We start from the raw sequence: 16,251 nt of genomic DNA on the forward strand, positions 1-16,251 counted from the left end.
GGGGCGGATCAGGTATCGCGGGTCAATATCGGTCTTGTCGACGAACTCGTCGATCTCGATGGTCCGCGTGGACTCCAGCGCGATCTCTTCGAGCTCTTCCTTGGAAACCTCGATGAACTGGTCCTTCTCGAGCTGGTAGCCCTTGACGATGTCCTCGTTGGGCACCTCGTCGCCGGTGTCGGCGTCGACCTTCAGGTACTTGATGCGATGGCCGGTCTGGCGGTTGAGCTGGTTAAACGAGATCTTCTCGCGCTCGGAAGTGGCCAGGTACAGCGCCACCGGACAGGTGACGAGGGACAGGCGCAGGAAGCCTTTCCAGTTCGCGCGGGGGGCCATGGCTACGCAACACTCCAGGTACAGGGACTCGGACTCAAGACGAACGGCGCGACACAGTTCCGACACTGCCGCCGCCGTCCACGCATATCCGTGCCTGGCCACCCAGCGAGGCGCCATCACACGGCACGCGCAGCCTTGACTCTTGCGAACAAAATGAGAACATACTCCGATGACCCGACCCGAGCCATCCAAACCGGCCACCTTCGAGGTGGAGGCCGCCGCCGACCAGGCCATCGCCGCCTGCGGCGGAGATGCGCGGGAAGCGGTCAAAGCGCTGCTTGTCGCCAACGGCTTCCTGGAGGCACAAGTCGTGGAGCTACGCACCTCGGTTTCCGCCGGCTACTCGCGCCGCCGGCTCAACGTCCCGCGCGATCGGAAGGATTGGTACGACTGAGATGGCCGAGGTCACCTACTACGTCGCGTTGCCCTTCGTTGCCGCCGACGATGGCATCGCCGCCGGCGAGGCGACGGAGTGCTTCTCGGCCAACGCCGCCATGATGCGTGCCGAGGTGCTGTCTCGCCAGCCCGGGATCCTAGGCTCGGTCGCGTTCAGCCGTAGTGGAGATCCTGCGACAGGCGAGTTCGGAGACGCCACCGTCATTCGCAAGTTCGGCGAAGTCCCGGACGACCTGAGCGCGCTTTGAATGGCGGACTGCGAAGATGTCAGCGTGAGCCGGTTGAGACGCTATTTGCCGCTGAGCGACAGGCTGATGCGAGTGACGATCTTGTCCCAGTCGCGCTCTTCGTCCGCGGGATAGTTGATCAGGACGCAATGGACCAGCCGCCCGGAGAAGTTGCAGCGGTTGTACCAAACCTTGTCGCCCTTGTAGCTGGAGACCGCAAAGAACCGTGGTGTCACTCGCTTGTATTGAATGCGTGGAGGCGGATGCTTCTTTGCCAGAAAAGCAGCGGGAGAATCGTTCTCGACGTTGGGCGCGGCCTGGATCGTGAGGTCTTCGCGTCCGTCGGCGGTTCGGAACCGTTGCCCATACCCGTCGGGTCGACCCGCCGGCTCGGTGAAGATCGAGGACGGAAGGTCCACGGAGGTGCCGCTCTCGGGGATGTTGTATCTGGTCCATCTGGCGGGCTGGGCCGAGGCCGCCAACGTGGCTGCAAGTGTCATTGCGAGAGCCGCCAACGTTGTTTTCATCACATTTTCCTCCGGCGATCACAGAGAAAAAGCAGGCAAGGTCAACTACGTTCCAAGACACCAGTTGCTGGCCATCGAAGGCACGCGAGCTACTCGCCTTCCTCGACGGCACCAGCCATCTTAGAACCTGGACAACCATCTGCCGCCTTGGAGAACGCGACGGCGACAGTTCCTCCGGGCTCTTCGGCCGCGTGGTGTTAGGCAGCGCGCAGCGGGGACGTTGGACGACGGAGCCAGCCGACCTCTTCCGCGTGGCACCTCGGACACCTGAACTGGATTTCGCGTTGCACGGAAGCGGACTTTGGGATATTCGCTGCCATGGGCCATGCGCCGCACCGGGGACATTTTTCGAGTAGGGTCTCCGTTTCTATCATCGCACTCGCTCCTCCCCCTGCACCACCGCTCGCCAACGCCCGGAGGCAACCCACGTTCCGGGCGATCCGGAGACGAGACACGGAACGAATCAGCGTGACGACGTTGAATCGCCATGTGTGCCGTGGCGTTGCGTCAGTCTCGTTCGGGAGTATCGCGTGTCCACGGCGCCGTCAAAGCTGCTATTCCTGGTTACATCGAGCCGTGTGATCCCACGTTGCGCGAGAAGCCGCCGGACCTGGGTCGAGCCGACCCTTGAGATCGAGGTCCAATATGGCGCGCTGACCGATGATGGCCTGCTGCGCGAAGCTGTGTTCAAGGGGTTTCGAGACGATCTCGCGGTGCGCAAGGTCAAGGCGCCGCGGCTGGTGCCGTCCGTCGCCGGCCGGCCGAAGCTGGGCGTCCCCCGAGAGAACATCCTGCAACTTCTGCCGGACGCCGTTGCTCCGTCCAAACAAGAACTCGCCGACTATTGGGCCCGGGTCTGGAAGAAGGCGCTGCCGCACCTCGGGCATCGACCGCTGAAGCTCGTGCGTCACGTGCACGCCACGACCTTCTATCACAAGGGGCCGCTGCCGAAGGACATTCCGGCCGCCGTGCATCAGCTCCGCATTCAGAAGCGCGAGGGCGGCCAGGGAACGCGCCTGTGGGTCGACAGCCTGGATGGTTTCCTTGGCCTGGTGGAGATCGGGGCTGTCGAGCTGCACCCGTGGAATGCGACCGTCGAGGACTTCGAACATGCCGACCGCCTCGTGATCGATCTCGATCCCGGCGAGGGCGTCGATTGGAATGCCGTCGTGGAGACCGCGCTCGATCTGCGCGCGCTGATGAAACGAGAGGGTTTTGAGACCTGGCCCAAGCTCACCGGCGGCAAAGGAATTCATCTGATGGCGCCGCTGGATCAGCCGGTGCTGCACGACAAGGCGCATCGGGTCGCGCATCAGCTGGTCTCCGCCCTCGCAGCGCGCCATCCAGACCGCTACCTGCTGTCTGCTCAGGCAAAGCGTCGCGATCGCATCTTCCTCGATTATCTGCGCAATGGCCGCGGCACCACCGCTATCGGCACCTATTCCCCGCGAGCCCGAGAGGGATTTCCGATCGCAGCGCCCGTGACCTGGAAGCGCATCGAGAGCGGGATCGCGCCGGACGCCTTCACCATCGACGGTCCGTTCCGCGCCAAACCAAGGAGGTGAGCCATATGGCGGACGCATTCGATCAATGGGTGGAATGGCGCTACAAGCCTCCCGGCGACAGGCGCAGCATTCCGGCCGAACTGTACGCCGCGGTGACGTCGCTGCCTGAAATCGATCGATCCGACCGGCAGAGGGTGAACGACGCGGTCCGCAGCCATGACACGGCTCGCCGCGAGGGCAGAACCGTATGGCTCTACCTTGATGACTACGAGAACGGCGAGTCGCGCGCAGTGGGCGATGCCGGCTGGGTAAAGGTGTTTGCATCTGGCGGTGCCGCCGACGCCTGGCTCCAGGACAACGACCCCGAAGGCGTGGCCTGGGAATACGAAGTGGAAGGCGGTCCAGCCGAAGGATCGGTTTGGCTCTGCTTGCCCGATCCGGCGTCCAGAGCCATCGGTGAGCGCGACTGGATCAAGCTCTTTGCCTCGAAAGAGCGCGCGCAAAAATGGCTTGAGGGCAGCGAGCCAAAGCGCGACATTTGGCAGTACCCGGTTCAGGAGTGACGCGCATGAGTGCGTTCGTTGACAGCTCCGTCTGGTTCGCTGCGGCCGCCACGCGAGATGCTCAGAACGAGCGCGCCAAGTCGATCCTTCAGAGCATCGACCAATACCTCACGACAGACTTGGTGCTGGTCGAGACGTGCCAGCTTCTAAAAGCCCGATTTGGTCGCGGTGTGGCGGAAGTCTTGTTCGCTTTGCCGATGAGCCCTGGATCGAGCAAGATTACCCGGGTCCGGTGCAGCGATGTGTCGATCAGGTGCACTTGGACGCGAGCCTGATAGCTCGAGGCACAAGCCTCGGCTCGTTCGAGAGAAGCGGCGCTGGGCGCGCGCTGCTCCGCTTTAGAGCAGTCAATTCCACACGATCGGCGCTCCGCGAAGTGCACTCCTGCCGATCTGCTTAAGCCCGTCGACCGAGGTCTCGCCCTTGCTCGCGGCCTCGAGGATCATGGTGGTCACGTGGGTGCGGGCAGCGGTCTCGTAGCAAGACACGCTCTCGCACACATCTTCGAGGACCGCGCGCAAAAGCGCGGTTGTTTCAGCATCGAACATTGGAGGTCTCTCCAGGCGAAGCCAGCATCCTGCCTGAACCCGCCCAGCCTGGGATTCACGCAAGTTAGGGATGAGGAAAAATTCTGCGGAAGGACGGAGAGGATTGAGCGTGGCCCCGCCTTTTGGGGGCTGGGGGCTTGAGGGCGGAGCCACGCAGGCCTTGCATTCGCGCGGGCCCGCCGCACCAACGGCATCCGGCCAAGCCCGTTCCATGCAGACGAGATGTCCGCTCGGAACGCGAAGAACTATGCCTCCGGAGGCCGCAGCCGACATCGGGAGCTCAAGCTGGCCGATGAACTCCTGGTCGCGTTTACGCACTATTGCGGGCCTTCTTGACTCCGGGACCGCAGAGCACTCAACTCTGGGCAGTGATGTCGAGGGGCGTGTCATGGAGCAGGAGTTCTACCAAGGTCTCGCGCAGCGGGTCCGCGGGATGGCCGAAAAGGCTGATCCGTTCACCCGGCGTCGTCTCCTGGATCTCGCCAAGCGGTACGACTCCAAAGGCGGCACCGCGCGATCCGGAACGACCGAGCGTCCGCTGCCCGTACCGCGGACGACGCCACCAGCTTCGATCTTCTCCGGACCGGGCGAGGCCTGACGCTCTCTGGCGCCAAGGTCACGCCGGCCTGGCGTGCGGGTTCACCGCGTCGTCTCTTCCGTAAGCGGCATGTCGCCTTCAGAGCTGTCTCTTCCGCGGCGGAGGCGCTCTCCCGCAAGCCGGGCCACGCCGGCGCCGTCGCGTTCTCGCGGAGGGGAGACCCGTCGAGCGGCGATTTCAGCGACGAGTTCGGGGACATGCCGGATGATCTGAGCGCGGTGAAGTCGGCCTACCCAGCGAGCGAATGCTCGAGGAAGAAGCGCAGCATTTCCCTCGTCGCATCCGGCCCCCGAGCATCGGTATAGGAGCCTGCGGGACTGCCGCCCGACCACGCGTGTCCGGCGCCGTCGACGTTCCAGTGTTCGGAGATCGCCCGGCCGCCCCCGTCGATCAGAACGGTGCGAGTATAGGCATGGCCGTCGGGTACGCGTCCGCGAAGCACCTTCCGCGTCGGTCTCGTCGCTCCGGCCGACTGCTCGATGATCTGATCGCCATTCTTTGGATGCACCGTCGTGTCGCGATCGCCATGGAAAACGATGGTCGGCACAGAAGTTTTGCCGTTGGTAATTGCCTTGGACCCGCCTCCCTGCCGCATGGCGGCGAACGCAGAGGGAAGATCGCTCGCGGCGCCGCACGCCAGGCCCGAATGAACACCGACGGCAGCGAAAAGGTCGGGATACGTCGCGCCCATGATGGCGGCGGCGGCCCCGCCGGCCGACAATCCTGCGACGTAGACGCGCTTCGGATCGATCGCATGGTCGCGCATGACTTGGCGGGTGATGCCGGCGATCATAGACGGCTCGCCTCCGCCGCGGCGCTGGTCGCCCGTCCGAAACCAGTTCCAGCACTTCGACTGATTGGCTCCGCTCGGCTGCTCGGGATAGACGACGAAGCAATTCCGCTCCTCTGCCATGAAGTTCATCCGGGTGCCGGCGGCGAAATCGTCCGGCGACTGGGTGCAACCATGGAGCATGACGATCAGGGGGAGCTGTTTTCCCTGAGCGCGGCTCGGGATGAACAGCTTGTAGGTCCGGCTTCCCGCTGCGTTGCTGAAGGTACCGGCGATGAACTGGGTGCTCTCGGGCGCGATATCCGACGTTGACGGCGGAGCGCGTCCGATCGGACCTTGCAGGCCCAACCCGGAAAACTTCCTCGTGCCATCGAGCGACGAGTTGCGTTTGCGTCCTTGAACGGGGCTAGGCGGCGTCGGCCGGCTTTCCCTCTCCTCGACGACGTCGGCCTTGGCATCGATGGTTGGCGGCTCGAGCCGCGCGAGCGGAGCCTGAGTGCCGCTGCGAGACGTCGGTGCTGGGGCGCTGCCGCCCTGAAGCATGCGCTGCAGGAGTGCGGTGGCTTCGACCAGTTGGCCGGCACGGGTGAGGCGCGTGGCTTCGCGGACCATGTCTTGATTCAGCATCGTTCACCTCGTTCTGTCGGCGAGAGCGGCCTTGACCGCGGGAGTGGCGTGAAGCGCTCCAAGCACCGACACCGACACGATGGTGGCGCGGGCCAACTCGGGAGTGACGTCCTGCGCGATGGTGGCCAAGCCCAAGACGTTGATCTGCAGCATCTCGCCGGCGCGCCGCGCCGCTTCGAGATCCTCGCGGGTGTAATTGCGCAGACCGAGGTCCAGGCTCTTCCGGGCCGTGGATTGCCTCACGACGTCTGCATGGCGTTCGAGCTGGTTCCGGATGGCGGTCCGAATGAAATCGGTCCGATTGGAATAGAACCCCTCCTGCACCATGAGATCGACGTGACCGAGGTCGACATAGCCAAGGTTGATCGTGATCTTCTCGGTGTCTGAAGTTTTGGGTCGCAGCTCGCGCAGATTATCGGCCATGCAACATCCTTTCACCATCCAGTGGGATGGCTATAGGATGCTAAATGGATGCTTTATCGCCTTATTCAAGGGGGGCGGCTGGCTCTGGACTGTAGGCGCCGACGTAAGCAGAGTCGTCGAGGGGGTCATTTCACGCGGTCGACGAATTCCACCGGCGTGCCCTTGGAGAGGCGTTCTGCGACTCGCTCGGCATCCCAATTCGTGAGCCGGACGCAGCCGTGCGATTCCGACTTGGAAACTTTTCCCGGGAACGGCGTGCCGTGGATCCCGTAACCGTCGCCGGAGAGATTGATCCACATCGAGCCGACAGGATTGTTCGGGCCCGGCCTGATGGTGAACGGCTTGCGGGAGTGAACGCCCTTGAAATGGTAAGCCGGATTGTAGCGGTAGGTCGGATTGCGATCGATCTCCGTCACCTTCAAGGTGCCGGAGGGGGATGGTTTCTCCTCACTGCCGATCGTCGCGGGGTAGAATCCCATCAGCGCGTTCGACTTGTCGAACAGCTTGACCGTCTGCCGGCTCTTGTCGACTTCGACCTTGGCCGCCTTCTCTGAACTCTGCTTGGCTCCGGAGTCGATCACGACGATGGCCTCGCCGGCGCGGTCGAAGTGCCTTCCCGGATTCAGGGCGGACAGCAGATCCTCGCTCATGTGAAACTTCTCGGCGAAGCCTTCGCGCGGGCTGCCGTAGGACAGCTTCGGAATGTCCTTCATGTCCTCCATCTTCGCAGGCAGCTTCTTGAGGAACGGCCCTGCGACGTCCTCCTCCGCGATGCTGTAGTTCATCGTCACCGGGCGGTCGTCCGCAGCAAGCTTTCCCCAAACATCGGCGTTGAGTCGTCGGAGACCGGCGATTGCTGCGCCTCTTCGAAGGCCCGCAGTGCCTTCTTCGCGTTCTCACCGAACCTTCCGTCGATCTCGCCTGGCGAGAAGTGCGCCCGCTCGAGCAGGACCTGCAACCGGACCCCCGCCGGGGTCGGCTTCTCGTTGGACAGGGTCTTCTTCGAGGGCTCGGCCGCGTCGATCGCGGCAGGCTTCATTTCAGTGGCACGCGCGGAGCTGGTGACGCCCGCCAGCACAATGCCGATCACAATGCATCCGGACGACACATGCCAGCCTGGCTTGCGGTGGCGCTGGTGGATCACTTTCGGTCCGCAGGCGGCTGTGCGTTAGCCTTGTTGGCGTCGGCCTTGTTTGCTTCGTGATGACCGACGGCGCAGCCGGCCGCGGCGCCGAGCTTGCCGTGTCCCGCCATGTGCCCGGCAACGCCGCCGACGATGGCCCCCTTGATGCAGCCCTTGGCGTCCGCGCCGGGTGCGAAAGCCAGCGAAATGGCGACCGCGCAAGCCGCTGCCAAAATCAGTCTCATGAGCGTTCTCCATCCTGAAGGTTAAGGGTGCAACGGCCTCGAACACGCTCCGTTCCGTGCGCAGCGCAAGGCGATCGACAGCGGGCCCAGCCGCTTTCGGCCTGGGCGATGCTCTGCCATGCCGATTGAACTGTCCGCATGACTGCGTCCTTCACGCCGCAGGCGCGACACCGAGAAGCGGCGCTTGGCAGGAGGCGATGGCCGAAGCGTCCGAGGCCCAGAACGCGAGGATGGCCCGCTTTTCTGCCAGCGTCAGGGCGAGGTGGTGCTGGCGCGTGAGAGCCAGTTCGCACGCGTTAGTGGGAAGAGCTGCTACGGCTGGTTGGTGGTTTTCAGAGGAGACCGAACCATGGAATGGGCGGCCAAGGCGCTGGCACGCGCGACCAGCACGGATGCGGACCTCGAAGAATTCAAGGCGCTCGCGATCTTCTGCGGAGCCGGGCTGCTGCTATCCCTCGCAGCAGCCACGGTGTTTGGTCCGGACTTCTGGTCCGCCCTCTTCTGAGCGATTGCCACCAAACACGCCGAACCACGCACGGTCCTGCCAGTCTTGACTCCGGGAGCATCGGCATACTCAACTCCACCTATCAACGTCGTGGGGTTGCGTCATGGAGCAGGAATTCTACCGGGGCCTCGACCACCGGGTCCGGAACCTCGCCGAGAAGGCCGATCCGTTCACCAGGCGAGGTCTGCTGGATCTTGCCAACCGGTACGACACCAAAGGCGATGGCTCCTCGCGCTCCAGTCCGACTGCGCCGTCCACTGCCGGCGCCGCGCACGACGGCGCCATCATCGGCCCTCTGGACCAGGCGAGGCCTGAAGTCCGGCAAACCCGGCCGGAAGAGCTTGTCGTCGCGCAAACCGCCGACCCTCTCTGAGGATGCTCATCCCGCGCATGTAAAATCTCGCGGATCTCGGTCAGTTCATCGATGGCCGCGCCTAACTTCATGCACGACATCTGCTCAGCGCGATGGGCGACGATCTGCGCTGCTTCGTGAGGACCGACGCGCACACGCGCATGCGAGCTTTCGTGGGTGAACGGCGAGTTCGTCTGGGTGCATTTCATCAACCGCGGGAGAGCCTCGAAATAGACTCGACGCGGGGAAACACTGGTAAAGTAAGCGTGCACGACCTTGGACGGATCCAGATGTCGCAAGCAATTGAATCGATCGTTTCGGGCTACGTAAGTGACAGACAGCCGCGCTCTTGCGAACAGCTGACGCACAGGCGCAGGATGCTGAGCCAGCTGCAAGCAAGTCTCGAGGATCAATGCTGCTAATCCGATAGACTTGGTTCAGAGTGACGTCGAAATCATCGAAGCAGCTCTTGAAGAGTTGAAGCCACCTCCACGCTCGCTAGGACTGCAGAGTGCCGAAGGTGCATCTTTGCAGATGATCAACTAACAAGGCACTCAAGTTGCACATCGAAGCAATCATGATAGAAGGCCACTCCAATTAGCGGAGTAGACATGGCCAAAAAATCGAAGACGACAGGCAGACGGGAATACACCAAGGAAGACGTGAAGGAGTTGCGTGCCCATTCGAAGGCACGAACGCCTGTAACCAAGATCGCCAAGCTCACGAAGAGGTCCGTGGGTTCCTTGCGTCAGAAGGCGTTGAAGATCGGGATCGGATTAGGCCATCAACGATAGACGAGCCGATTTCGCTGTACTGGTGGGTTTGAGTTGCGACTTGCTGGAAGTGAACGATTTTGGGTCCTTCTCTAGTTGCACTGAGCAGTCACCGGCTCGTATCGCCACTGCCCTGGAGCCGCGTAATAATGCTTCCAGACTCACTTAATCCGCGTCATCACGGTGAAACCGGTGACTAGGATCGAGAACAAGGTGAGAAGCGTCAGCATAACCCACCAAGACACGCTGTAACCCCTCAACAAGTTATCCAGCAATGTGATGAGCAGCGTTCCTAGCCCAACCGACATGCCGATAACACTGACAAACAACCAACGCATCTGAGATATCCCTCTGCTGGGCAATTAGAAGTGTTCATGTCAGGGCACGTTCGGAATCATGGTGAGCCGATTGGGATTCATCGGCTCACCGCATGAACAAATCAGGCATCCGGGTAGCCATTCTGCCTGTTGCAAGTGCGGCGATCGCGGTTGTATGCGATTACACCTGCCGTATGACCGTAGAGCTGCGTAATTACCTGGCCGTTGCTGTGAGCCCGTTGCACGCAAGCAACATAGGGTTTGTTGCTCATCCAATCATAAGCTCCAGCTGTTGCAGTGGAGACCGAGCCGCCGGTGCAAACGATCACCGCTGCAGTTGCGATGGCGAATAATCCTGTACGAAAGCTAGTCATGTTCGTGGTCCCAAATCAGGCGCCGCACTATTGCGCGCCCGTGCCGTGAGAATGGGAACTCACCGAAGTCTTGTATGTGCGGCACGTCACGTCGAACCAAGTCAGCGGCTACGATGGCGGCGTTCGGGATCGTCCGATACTCAGTTGCTGCGACCTGTGCAGCGCCTGGCCCATAATCATCAGGGGAACGGCCAACAAGATAAAAAAGATGGACATCATCACGAGCTGGTCGTGGAAAATAGAATTTGCTGGTGCTTTTGAGACCACAAGGTTGGTGATGATGAAGCCTAGCCCAGCAAAAGAGGATAGTATGCCGCTGAGTTTAGCAATCAATCCGAGCCGACGCCATTCGATGTCACGAGCCACGGCCCCAGCAACCTGAGCGTCCAGCTCCGAACGCACTGCGCGCAGCTCGGTTTCCATTTCAGCCTGTGTCATTTCTGGTTCGCGCATTTGGGGCTTTGAACGTTTCTCAAACGACTCTTGAAGAATGACGCTCGGCCGCTCTGGCCCGCACGTGCTCAATCGGAAAGCGGTGCGGGCCCAGGGACAACCGTTAATGGTCGATCAGGATCCTTTGGCACCACTCATGATCGGCCCGAACCTCTCCCAGCTTTCTCCCTTGAATCGCATCATCTGGAGCTGCTCGATCGGAGCGAAATCGTCAGGGCCTGTCTTGATACGCGTGCCCGTGATGTAGATTCCAATCTCAAAATCGAGGTTGGCCGCCTGCTTCATTACATTCTCACGGGTCAGCGTGTCACCGCACTGACGGAGGACTTGCTCGAGGCCCTTAGCCACACCGTAGCCAAAAACAGTCGCAGAGTCGTCGAGATCACCTTCAGGGTACCACTTCGTCATGAAAGATCGCCACTCGCTCATCGATGCATCGTTCTTCCACTCTGAATCCTTGGGGTCCTTGAGGTATGCAGTAGACAGGATGCCCTGGCTGGCCTCGAAGCCGGCAGGTTTGATGACCCCGCCTATAGAACCTGAGACGTTGGTCAGGAACTGCACGGGATGCCAGCCCAATTCAGCAACTTTCTTGATGGCCTGAGCGGCAAACTTTGGTGTTGCGATATTGACGAAGATGTCCGGGTTTGCGCCCTTGATCTGCACTACCTGGGAATCGACGGTAGGCGAACTCGTCTCATAAGCTGCCTCAGCAACGATAAGCTTCGTGGCTTGATCGCCGAGGCCGTCCTTTAGGCCGGTAACGTAGTCCTTTCCGAAGTCATCGTTCTGGTAGAGCACGCCGACCGTCTTACCCGGGTAATTTTGCAGGATGTACTTGCCGTAGATACGAGCCTCCACCTGGTAGCTCGGCTGCCATCCCATAGTCCAAGGGAAGTTCTTCGGGTCATTCCATTTGGCTGCTCCAGTGGAGACAAATAGTTGCGGCACCTTCTTGGAGTTCATGTACTTCTGGATTGCTGTGTTACCGGGCGTGCCCAACGGGTTGAAGATGAGCAGCACTTCGTCGCTCTCAACCAGCTTGCGGGCCTGCTCGACCGTCTTAGGCGGGCTGTACGTATCGTCATAAGAGACGAAGTTGATCTTGCGGCCGTTGATGCCACCTTCAGAGTTAATCTTGTTGAAGTAGGCGGCTTCGGTCTTCCCGATCGTGGCATAGGCGGATGCCGGACCAGAGTACGGCATGATGTTGCCAACCTTGATCTCAGTGTCCGTTGCACCGGGATCGTGTTTCTTTTGGGCACTAGCATTTGATGAGATCGTTGCAAAAAGTGCCGCTGTGATTGCGGTCGAATAGACAAAGTTGACGTACGAACCACGCATCGTTGTCCTCCCTTAAAGCCAAGCTGTTTCAGCCATTCTGGTGAGCTGTTCAGCGCGCAGTAGAGAGTATGCATGGGAAACGTCCGCGGCAGCAACGAAACCTGCGAGCCGGTTGATGTCACGAGGGAAAAAAAGCTAAGTTAGACGCATCGCACAAATTCCTTCAGCGGGAATTAGCGGGAGCAGGCCAGCTGCAATCTGAGCTTGCGCAATGGCGTCAGTCTCACCGGGCACTTCCTCTGTGCCAGAGAAGCCGTCCGTGTATTTAAGAAACGAGGTGTGGTGAAGAACATCTCGGCGGCAGCTGGCAAACTCGTCTGCATGAGCTCCGTCCATCAGGAGATCCCTTGGGCGGGTCATGCGAACTATGCGGCTTCAAAGGGCGGGGTCATGCAGATGATGCGAAGCCTGGCGTAGGAAGTTGCTCCGCTGGCCATCCGGGTCAATGGCGTCGCGCCTGGAGCGATCCGTACACCGATCAACCGACCCGCGTGGGAGACCAAGGAAGCCTACGATGGTCTGATGACACTGATCCCCGATCGGCGCATCGGTGAGCCAAACGATGTCGCCCAAGCGGTCGCCTGGCTGGTTTCGGATGCGGCTGACTACGTAGTTGGCACCACCTTGTTCATCGACGGCGGCATGATGCTTTTCCCGAGCTTTGCAAGCGGGGGATAGACACAGCCGCACGGCACCATTCTCAACGAAAGTGTTAGGGGCCCATCGGAACGGCTTAACCATGCGGGTGTTGCGGCATCGGCCCCTTCGGCAAGAGGAGGAATGAGCATTGCCAAATGGCGCGCGGGCAGTGGCCGCAGGCAAGATCGCCCGCGAGGCAGCGAGAGCGCTCGCGTCCGCTCTGAAGCGCCAATCCATCTCTCCCAAGAAGGGTCATCGAAAAGAGGAGAAAGCACCTCGCCAGACCTCGCCCTCGCTACGCGCCGAAAAGTAGCGGTAGCTCCCATGCCCATCTGGCTTACTGCGGGTCTTTGGGGGCTGCTTGGGGCCTCATCATTGCTCCTGGGAGCAGCGGTCGCATTCGTATTCAGGATGCCTCGCTACGTTACTGCAGCGATCATGTCTTTCGGCTGCGGCGTGCTGATTTTCGGCCGTGGCCCATGACCTTCTGGAGGACGGATACCAGGAAGGCGGTATCTGGCCCATCATTGCGGGTGCGATCGCTGCTCTGCCGCCTATGCTCTTTCCGATTGGGCAGTCTCTCGACAAGGAGCGCGCTTGCGCAAGCGGTCCGGCGGCCAGCAGGTCAACGCCGGCGAAGGCGGAGGCCTGGCGATTGCCGTCGGCTCACTTCTCGACGGTATTCCGGAAAGCGTTGTCCTGGGTTGGGGGCTGTTGAGCGGAAAGGGCATCAGCATCGCGATGCTCGCCGCTATCTTTCTGTCCGACTTCCCGGAGGGGCTTTCTAGTGCGCTCGGCATGCGGGCCGCTGGCCGTTCGGCTACCTATATCTTTGGATTTTGGGGCGCGATCACCATCCTTTCGGGAGTTGCCGCCGCCTTAGGAGCAGCTTTCCTGGGCGGCGCTGCTCCTCAGGTCGTTGCTACCGTAAGTGCCTTAGCTGCGAGCGCTCTTCTCACGATGGTGGTAAACACCATGGTGCCGGAAGCTGTCGAAGGCGAACAGAAGCTGGCCGGCGTGCTCGTGGTTGTCGGCTTGCTCGCGGCCTTCGCGCTTTCTAACGTCGGCGAAACGTAGAAGGGCGTTAGGCGCCTTCTGATTCAATCAGGTGTTGTCGGTCCACCCGCCATTTCAGGCGCGGCTTAGAGGTCAGCCGCCTCGCGTTAAGTGCGCTTCGGGCTCGCTCATCGACGGTCCGCGAATCTAAGCCGCCGGACCTTGTCTGGGGCTTGTTTCTCGCTCTCGATCTCGCCTCAGGAAGCGTTCGCCCTCGCTCGCTCGCTCGCGAGCCTTCCGACGACGTTCGCGGCGTTCTCGGCGCCGCTTGGCACGGTCAGCAGGCTGCCGGAACGAAAGAACGTGACTTGTAGGGGCTATCACAGCCGCAGCGTCCTCGAGCAAGGGAGCTTGGACCGGTGCGGGCGCAGCGGGGCGGGCTTCCATGAACTCGAGCACCACCCGTCCCTTGGCTGTGATCTGCCACCCGCCGCTGGTTCGTTCGACCAGCCCGTGTGAAAAGATGTCGAGATCGGGCACCCGTGCGGCGAGGCGCCTGGTCCGGTCCGCCCATTCGCGGCCACTGGTCGCCAGGATGGCCATGTCGCGTTTGAGGTCCTCCATGACGGCGAAGCCATCCGGATAGCTCACCAGGATCTTGAGGACCGTGACCTGGAAGTTCACGCCCGCCTCGACCGATCAGCGCCACACCATGGGCGCCCGCGAAAGGGCGTCACGCCCGCCGTGTCCGAGTTCGTCCAGCGATACTTCGCCTCTGGTAGCCGCGTCCACTGTCTTTGAGGCGATATGGGTACGCGGTCCGATCTCGCGGTGCGAAACGCTCTCGCAGACCTCGTCTAAGACAGCGCGCAATAGCGCAGTGGTTGCCGCGTCGAACATCAATGCTCCCCCAGAAAGCGAAAGTCCCACTATAGCCGACAGTTCGCACGGGGCGACTCAACAATGTAGATCGCGATAGGCCAGCTGGTCTGACCCGTACCTTTGGAAGGTGCCTGCACGGTGGACTTGCCTTGCAAGATCAGGCAATTCGTAAGGCTATCCTCGAGATCAGGAACTCGCATGTCGAGACCTCAGCGATTCTATAGGCAGGTCGTTCTTTCGACAGCGGTCGTCTTAGTTCTGGCAGCCGGCGCCGCCGCCCAGGAGGATAAGAAGACCGACGACGACAAACCGGCCGATCCGGATACGGGTGAGAGCACGGTAGAGGAAAAGACGCTCGGCCTTCTTCCCAACCCGCTGCAGAAGTACGGCGTGAAGTTCGCGGCCACTTACATCGGCGAGGCGTTTGGTAACGCTGCCGGCGGTCTGAAAAAGGGTGCTATCTACGAAGGCCGTCTCAACCTGGCGGTGGATGTCGATCTGCAGAAGCTCGTCGGCATCGACAAGCTCACTTTTCACGCCAACATGTTCCAGATCCATGGCGACGGCCTGTCCCGGAGCAATCTTCAGAACTTCTTCGTGGTCAGCGGAATCGAGGCGCTGCCCTCAACGCGTCTCTACGAAGCCTATTTCGAGAAGCAGTGGGGCGCGAAGAGGATCTCGCTCAAAGTCGGCCAGCTCGCCGCCGACAGCGAATTCTTCAACACCAAATATACAGACGTGTTCACCAACGCCTCAATGGGTTGGCCCGCGATCACCTCGCTCGATCTTCCCAGCGGCGGACCTTCGCCACCTTTGGCGGCTATGGGCGCAAGGCTACTGGTCAACGTGACCGACCAGCTTTCCCTTCTGGGCGGGATCTTCGACGGCGACCAAGCCGGACCCGGATCGGGCGACCCGCAGGAGCGCAATCGGTACGGCGTGAATTTCCGCGTCAACGATCCGCCGTTGTTACTGGGTCAGATCCAGTACGCCTGGAACAACAAGAAGGGCGATCCCAACCTGACCGGGCAGATCAAGTTCGGCGGGTGGCGGCACTTCGGCTCTTTCGCGGATCAACAGCTCGCGTCGAACGGCGTCTCGCTCGCGGCTTCCGGTAGCAGCGGCGAGCCCTTATTGCTGGCAGGAGACATTGGTGCTTGGGCAGTCTTCGAGCAACAGATCTACCGCGTGCCTCACAGCGACGATCGCGGGATCGGTGTGTTCGCAAGGGCCGCCGGCGCGCCCGCTGATCGCAACCTGATCGATCTCTACGCTGATGCCGGCGTCGAGTTCATCGGGCTTCGTGACGACCGGCCCGATGATAAGTTCGGGATCGCCGCGGGCTATGCCCATGTGTCCAAACGGGCGCAGGCGCTCGACGCCGACTACCGCACGCTGGTGAATCCCAATTGGCCCTTGCGAAACTTCGAGGGATTGCTGACGACGGTCTACCAATACCAGATAAAGGACGGCTGGTCGTTGCAGCCGAACTTCCAATACATCATCCACCCTGGCGGCGGCGCCACGGGGCCGGCGACGCCATTCGCCGGAAAGGTGCTTAAAAACGCGTCGGTGTTCGGTCTTAGGACCACGTTGAAATTCTAGCGCCGTGCGCATCGCACGGACTCTGTTCGAGAAAGTTCATGCTTAACTCGTGTAGATGAAGACGATGGTCCAGGTGGCATCAGGGCGACCGCTATATCGGCTT

21 protein-coding genes and 2 pseudogenes are annotated in these 16,251 nt (G+C 61.2%); 11 read left to right on the forward strand and 12 right to left on the reverse strand.

The window, feature by feature from the left end; genetic code table 11:
• The coding region (locus IVA74_RS24500) for a Ku protein (protein ID WP_346730977.1) at window positions 1-336 on the reverse strand (336 nt) is incomplete at its 3' end.
• Between the two features lie 169 nt (window positions 337-505).
• On the opposite strand from IVA74_RS24500, the gene IVA74_RS24505 reads away from it, so the two are divergent.
• Together IVA74_RS24505 and IVA74_RS24510 are read left to right on the forward strand one after the other, a co-directional pair.
• Complete coding sequence (locus IVA74_RS24505) at window positions 506-730, forward strand: hypothetical protein (RefSeq protein WP_247348869.1); 225 nt, start codon at window positions 506-508, stop codon at window positions 728-730.
• A gap of 1 nt (window position 731) precedes the next feature.
• Window positions 732-980, forward strand: coding sequence for a hypothetical protein (locus IVA74_RS24510; protein ID WP_247348870.1), 249 nt, complete (start codon window positions 732-734; stop codon window positions 978-980).
• Between the two features lie 41 nt (window positions 981-1,021).
• On the opposite strand, the gene IVA74_RS24515 is transcribed toward IVA74_RS24510, so the two are convergent.
• Window positions 1,022-1,486 (reverse strand): hypothetical protein, encoded by a 465-nt coding sequence (locus IVA74_RS24515; RefSeq protein ID WP_247348871.1) that lies wholly within the window; start codon window positions 1,484-1,486, stop codon window positions 1,022-1,024.
• A gap of 596 nt (window positions 1,487-2,082) precedes the next feature.
• Between IVA74_RS24515 and IVA74_RS24520 the strand changes: the two are divergent.
• Together IVA74_RS24520 and IVA74_RS24525 are read left to right on the forward strand one after the other, a co-directional pair.
• A pseudogene (locus IVA74_RS24520) lies at window positions 2,083-3,051 on the forward strand (DNA ligase D); the annotation flags it as partial.
• A 5-nt stretch (window positions 3,052-3,056) separates the two neighbouring features.
• The gene (locus IVA74_RS24525) at window positions 3,057-3,554 is read left to right on the forward strand and encodes a hypothetical protein (protein ID WP_247348872.1); all 498 of its coding nucleotides are present in this window, start codon (window positions 3,057-3,059) and stop codon (window positions 3,552-3,554) included.
• A gap of 347 nt (window positions 3,555-3,901) precedes the next feature.
• On the opposite strand, the gene IVA74_RS24530 is transcribed toward IVA74_RS24525, so the two are convergent.
• Entirely contained in the window at window positions 3,902-4,102 is a 201-nt protein-coding gene (locus tag IVA74_RS24530; RefSeq protein WP_247348873.1) for a hypothetical protein, read from the reverse strand.
• 388 nt (window positions 4,103-4,490) lie between these two features.
• On the opposite strand from IVA74_RS24530, the gene IVA74_RS24535 reads away from it, so the two are divergent.
• Window positions 4,491-4,700, forward strand: a complete 210-nt coding sequence (locus IVA74_RS24535) for a hypothetical protein (RefSeq protein ID WP_247348874.1) — start codon at window positions 4,491-4,493, stop codon at window positions 4,698-4,700.
• Window positions 4,701-4,929: 229 nt separating this feature from the next.
• Here IVA74_RS24535 and IVA74_RS24540 read toward each other — a convergent pair whose 3' ends face one another.
• From IVA74_RS24540 to IVA74_RS24560, 5 genes are all read right to left on the reverse strand, one after another.
• The gene (locus IVA74_RS24540) at window positions 4,930-6,117 is read right to left on the reverse strand and encodes a PHB depolymerase family esterase (RefSeq protein WP_247348875.1); all 1,188 of its coding nucleotides are present in this window, start codon (window positions 6,115-6,117) and stop codon (window positions 4,930-4,932) included.
• Between the two features lie 3 nt (window positions 6,118-6,120).
• Complete coding sequence (locus IVA74_RS24545; RefSeq protein ID WP_247348876.1) at window positions 6,121-6,540, reverse strand: CopG family transcriptional regulator; 420 nt, start codon at window positions 6,538-6,540, stop codon at window positions 6,121-6,123.
• 125 nt (window positions 6,541-6,665) lie between these two features.
• Entirely contained in the window at window positions 6,666-7,325 is a 660-nt protein-coding gene (locus IVA74_RS24550) for a L,D-transpeptidase (protein WP_247348878.1), read from the reverse strand.
• A 2-nt stretch (window positions 7,326-7,327) separates the two neighbouring features.
• Entirely contained in the window at window positions 7,328-7,684 is a 357-nt protein-coding gene (locus IVA74_RS24555; RefSeq protein WP_247348880.1) for a peptidoglycan-binding protein, read from the reverse strand.
• Window positions 7,681-7,908 (reverse strand): hypothetical protein, encoded by a 228-nt coding sequence (locus IVA74_RS24560; protein WP_247348881.1) that lies wholly within the window; start codon window positions 7,906-7,908, stop codon window positions 7,681-7,683. Before IVA74_RS24560 ends, IVA74_RS24555 begins: the two co-directional genes overlap by 4 nt.
• Window positions 7,909-8,257: 349 nt before the next feature.
• Between IVA74_RS24560 and IVA74_RS24565 the strand changes: the two genes are divergently transcribed.
• The 3 genes from IVA74_RS24565 (at window position 8,258) to IVA74_RS24575 (ending at window position 9,559) form a co-directional block, all read left to right on the forward strand.
• The gene (locus IVA74_RS24565) at window positions 8,258-8,413 is read left to right on the forward strand and encodes a hypothetical protein (RefSeq protein ID WP_247348882.1); all 156 of its coding nucleotides are present in this window, start codon (window positions 8,258-8,260) and stop codon (window positions 8,411-8,413) included.
• 103 nt (window positions 8,414-8,516) lie between these two features.
• Window positions 8,517-8,786, forward strand: a complete 270-nt coding sequence (locus tag IVA74_RS24570) for a hypothetical protein (protein ID WP_247348883.1) — start codon at window positions 8,517-8,519, stop codon at window positions 8,784-8,786.
• 590 nt (window positions 8,787-9,376) lie between these two features.
• Window positions 9,377-9,559, forward strand: coding sequence for a hypothetical protein (locus IVA74_RS24575; protein ID WP_247348884.1), 183 nt, complete (start codon window positions 9,377-9,379; stop codon window positions 9,557-9,559).
• 418 nt (window positions 9,560-9,977) lie between these two features.
• Here the strand turns inward: IVA74_RS24575 and IVA74_RS24580 are convergent, their stop codons facing one another.
• From IVA74_RS24580 to IVA74_RS24590, 3 genes are all read right to left on the reverse strand, one after another.
• Window positions 9,978-10,229: a hypothetical protein gene (locus tag IVA74_RS24580; RefSeq protein ID WP_247348885.1), complete on the reverse strand. Its 252-nt coding sequence runs from the start codon at window positions 10,227-10,229 to the stop codon at window positions 9,978-9,980.
• Between the two features lie 108 nt (window positions 10,230-10,337).
• On the reverse strand, window positions 10,338-10,682 hold the full coding sequence (locus IVA74_RS24585) for a hypothetical protein (RefSeq protein WP_247348886.1): 345 nt from the start codon (window positions 10,680-10,682) through the stop codon (window positions 10,338-10,340).
• Between the two features lie 114 nt (window positions 10,683-10,796).
• Window positions 10,797-12,026: an ABC transporter substrate-binding protein gene (locus tag IVA74_RS24590; RefSeq protein ID WP_247348887.1), complete on the reverse strand. Its 1,230-nt coding sequence runs from the start codon at window positions 12,024-12,026 to the stop codon at window positions 10,797-10,799.
• Between the two features lie 204 nt (window positions 12,027-12,230).
• Here IVA74_RS24590 and IVA74_RS24595 point away from each other — a divergent pair.
• Both IVA74_RS24595 and IVA74_RS24600 read left to right on the forward strand, forming a co-directional pair.
• A pseudogene (locus IVA74_RS24595) lies at window positions 12,231-12,704 on the forward strand (SDR family oxidoreductase).
• A gap of 558 nt (window positions 12,705-13,262) precedes the next feature.
• On the forward strand, window positions 13,263-13,742 hold the full coding sequence (locus tag IVA74_RS24600; protein WP_247348888.1) for a hypothetical protein: 480 nt from the start codon (window positions 13,263-13,265) through the stop codon (window positions 13,740-13,742).
• Window positions 13,743-13,868: 126 nt separating this feature from the next.
• Here the strand turns inward: IVA74_RS24600 and IVA74_RS24605 are convergent, their stop codons facing one another.
• Window positions 13,869-14,345 (reverse strand): hypothetical protein, encoded by a 477-nt coding sequence (locus IVA74_RS24605; RefSeq protein WP_247348890.1) that lies wholly within the window; start codon window positions 14,343-14,345, stop codon window positions 13,869-13,871.
• 396 nt (window positions 14,346-14,741) lie between these two features.
• Here IVA74_RS24605 and IVA74_RS24615 point away from each other — a divergent pair, with 396 nt between their 5' ends.
• On the forward strand, window positions 14,742-16,148 hold the full coding sequence (locus IVA74_RS24615; protein WP_247348894.1) for a carbohydrate porin: 1,407 nt from the start codon (window positions 14,742-14,744) through the stop codon (window positions 16,146-16,148).
• Window positions 16,149-16,251 lie beyond the last annotated feature (103 nt).

Source organism: Bradyrhizobium sp. 132, from assembly GCF_023074185.1.
Classification (GTDB): Bacteria; Pseudomonadota; Alphaproteobacteria; order Rhizobiales; family Xanthobacteraceae; genus Bradyrhizobium.

What these genes read in the sequence shown, in the direction of transcription:
- IVA74_RS24525 (WP_247348872.1), top strand. Translation starts at nt 3,057, where the DNA reads ATGGCGGACGCATTCGATCAATGGGTGGAATGGCGCTACAAGCCTCCC.
- IVA74_RS24540 (WP_247348875.1), bottom strand. Translation starts at nt 6,117, where the DNA reads ATGCTGAATCAAGACATGGTCCGCGAAGCCACGCGCCTCACCCGTGCC.
- IVA74_RS24565 (WP_247348882.1), top strand. Translation starts at nt 8,258, where the DNA reads ATGGAATGGGCGGCCAAGGCGCTGGCACGCGCGACCAGCACGGATGCG.
- IVA74_RS24510 (WP_247348870.1), top strand. Translation starts at nt 732, where the DNA reads ATGGCCGAGGTCACCTACTACGTCGCGTTGCCCTTCGTTGCCGCCGAC.
- IVA74_RS24560 (WP_247348881.1), bottom strand. Translation starts at nt 7,908, where the DNA reads ATGAGACTGATTTTGGCAGCGGCTTGCGCGGTCGCCATTTCGCTGGCT.
- IVA74_RS24535 (WP_247348874.1), top strand. Translation starts at nt 4,491, where the DNA reads ATGGAGCAGGAGTTCTACCAAGGTCTCGCGCAGCGGGTCCGCGGGATG.
- IVA74_RS24580 (WP_247348885.1), bottom strand. Translation starts at nt 10,229, where the DNA reads ATGACTAGCTTTCGTACAGGATTATTCGCCATCGCAACTGCAGCGGTG.
- IVA74_RS24545 (WP_247348876.1), bottom strand. Translation starts at nt 6,540, where the DNA reads ATGGCCGATAATCTGCGCGAGCTGCGACCCAAAACTTCAGACACCGAG.
- IVA74_RS24575 (WP_247348884.1), top strand. Translation starts at nt 9,377, where the DNA reads ATGGCCAAAAAATCGAAGACGACAGGCAGACGGGAATACACCAAGGAA.
- IVA74_RS24590 (WP_247348887.1), bottom strand. Translation starts at nt 12,026, where the DNA reads ATGCGTGGTTCGTACGTCAACTTTGTCTATTCGACCGCAATCACAGCG.
- IVA74_RS24515 (WP_247348871.1), bottom strand. Translation starts at nt 1,486, where the DNA reads ATGAAAACAACGTTGGCGGCTCTCGCAATGACACTTGCAGCCACGTTG.
- IVA74_RS24585 (WP_247348886.1), bottom strand. Translation starts at nt 10,682, where the DNA reads ATGCGCGAACCAGAAATGACACAGGCTGAAATGGAAACCGAGCTGCGC.
- IVA74_RS24505 (WP_247348869.1), top strand. Translation starts at nt 506, where the DNA reads ATGACCCGACCCGAGCCATCCAAACCGGCCACCTTCGAGGTGGAGGCC.
- IVA74_RS24530 (WP_247348873.1), bottom strand. Translation starts at nt 4,102, where the DNA reads ATGTTCGATGCTGAAACAACCGCGCTTTTGCGCGCGGTCCTCGAAGAT.
- IVA74_RS24615 (WP_247348894.1), top strand. Translation starts at nt 14,742, where the DNA reads ATGTCGAGACCTCAGCGATTCTATAGGCAGGTCGTTCTTTCGACAGCG.
- IVA74_RS24570 (WP_247348883.1), top strand. Translation starts at nt 8,517, where the DNA reads ATGGAGCAGGAATTCTACCGGGGCCTCGACCACCGGGTCCGGAACCTC.
- IVA74_RS24550 (WP_247348878.1), bottom strand. Translation starts at nt 7,325, where the DNA reads ATGAACTACAGCATCGCGGAGGAGGACGTCGCAGGGCCGTTCCTCAAG.